This is a genomic window from Actinomycetota bacterium (assembly GCA_036280995.1).
Taxonomy (GTDB): Bacteria; Actinomycetota; CALGFH01; order CALGFH01; family CALGFH01; genus CALGFH01.
The window spans coordinates 1-2,284 of sequence record DASUPQ010000814.1; the positions used below are offsets into that span (position 1 = coordinate 1).

General features: G+C 67.9%; 1 protein-coding gene. It reads left to right on the top strand.

The window, feature by feature from the left end; genetic code table 11:
- Nucleotides 1-410: 410 nt before the first annotated feature.
- The gene (locus VF468_27190; protein ID HEX5881973.1) at nucleotides 411-1,832 is read left to right on the top strand and encodes an IS1380 family transposase; all 1,422 of its coding nucleotides are present in this window, start codon (nucleotides 411-413) and stop codon (nucleotides 1,830-1,832) included.
- The last annotated feature ends 452 nt before the right edge of the window (nucleotides 1,833-2,284 follow it).

A 2,284-nucleotide genomic window follows, 5' to 3' on the forward strand; every position in this document is an offset into this window, starting at 1 on the left:
GGTAGGAGCGTCTTTACGATTGCGCCGACAGTTCGCTCCTCGTTGAGGGTTGGTATTACTACTGCCACCCTCCGTCCGCCTTTGATGTGGCAAAGCGCCTCGGTGCTCCAAGTCGGACGCTGCCAAGTACGGGCCTCGAACCAGTGTTGGACAGATGGGAAGGGTATGTCAGGGGCGCTCACGTGTAGATTGTGCCTGACGCAGGAAGACATGGGAAGAGCCACTGTTCGTGTCAATCGCGAGTTCCAGTGTGCGCCAGCTAAGATCTTCCGCGCCGGCTCGAACTCGGCCCTGACAATTCATGGCGATCTTGCCGGGACGTGTGTCGGAACGGAGAAAGGTGCTCCTGACCTGGGAGAATGAGGGTGTCTGAAGCCCAGTTCTACCGAAAACCAAGGAGCACCTTTCAGGTGGGCGAGCTTACCGCGTGGTCGCGGGATCTGACCGTTGAAGTCGGCGGGCACGGGGTCGTGTCGCACACCGGGTCCGCGGCGGTGCGGATGCTGGCCGACCGGACCGGGCTGACCGGGGCGCTGTCCAAGGCCCTGTACCGGCGCGGGTTCACCCCGGTACACGACCGCGGCCGGGTGCTGGCCGACACCGCGGTGCTGATCGCCGACGGCGGCCGGGTGATGTCCGACCTGGCGGTCCTACGGGACCAGCACGAGCTGCTCGGGTCGGTGGCCTCGGACCCGACGCTGTGGCGGGCGCTGGAAGAGATCGGCCCGCAGCAGCGTGACCGGATCACCGCCGCCCGAGCGAGGGTCCGCCGCCACGTGTGGGACCTGATCGCCGCCCGGCACGGGGGGATCCCGCCCTCGCGGGTGGGCGACCGGGACCTCGGGGAGACGATCGTGATCCGGCTGGATGCCACGATCCAGATCGCGCACAGCGACAAGGCGCAGGCGGCGGGGACGTTCAAGGGCACTTGGGGTCATCACCCGTTGACCGCGTGGTGTGACAACACCGGCGAGTCGTTGGTGTTGCGGCTGCGCCCGGGCAACGCCGGCTCCAACACCGCGGTCGACCACACCGAGGTCGTGGACGAGGCGATCGCCCAGATCCCGCCGCGGTACCGCCGGAACATGCTGATCACCTGCGATGGTGCCGGGGCCACCCTGGACCTGGTCGGCCATATCACCACGCTGAACACCGCCCCCGGTCGGCGGGTGCACTACTCGGTCGGGTTCGACCTGGACCACCGCGGCCGCACCGCGATCGGCCAGCTCGCCGACTCCGACTGGGACCAGGTCCTAGATCACCGCGGCAGACCCCGCGACCCCGACGACGCCGGGGTGGCCGAGTTGACCGGGCTGCTGCGCCGCTCGGTCGGTGGGGACCGGCTGGCCACCTGGCCGACCGACATGCGGATCATGTGCCGTCGGGAACGGCCCTCGTCCGGGGCGCAGCTGTCGCTGATGGAAGAAGCCGACGGCTGGCGCTACCAGCTGATCGCGACCAACACCCCGACCGGGCACGCCCAGTTCCTCGAGGCCCGTCACCGACCGCATGCTCGGGTCGAGGATCGCATCCGGACGGGGAAGAACACCGGTATCGGCCACTTGCCGTCGAAGTCGTTCGAGCTGAACCAGGCCTGGTGCGTGGCCGCGACCATCGGCTGTGACCTGCTGTGCTGGCTGCGGCTGCTGTGCCTGGACGGGCCCCTGGCCCGGGCCGAACCCAAGACCCTGCGCTACCGGCTGCTGCACACCGCCGCCCGACTGGTCCGCGGACAACGCAAACGAAAGATCAAGATTCCGCAGAGCTGGCCCTGGGCCAGGGAACTCGAAGCCTGCTTCCTGGCCGTCTTCGCGCTACCGGCACCGACCTGACCCGGGCCCGAAGCCCGCCCTGCCCCCGACCCGCCACCCGCCCGGCCCGTGGAACCGGCGCCCGCCCGAGCGACACCGGGCGCCCCGGCCTGACGACCGCTGACGACCCACCCGGATCAAGATCAGAACAGGAGGCGAAGATCACCAACGCACGGGCGGTACCTGAACCTGCAACCCCCGTGAATGATCAAGGCAGGCGGAGAACCACAAGAAGAAAGATCACCAAGCAAGAACAGGGGGTTGACCGGCCCCGCTCCTTCAGGAATGACCAGCGCTTTCTCGGTCGGTAGGCCGACCTCGCGGTCACCGTCCACCGCCCACCCAGCATGATCTTCCGGTGTGCCTTTTCGACTCGCTCGACACCGCCGACGAAGGGTTCACCATCCGTCTCGTCGTGGGAACACCCCATCTGAGAAGCAGCGGACATGCTCCCGACACTGCGTGACCCGCAC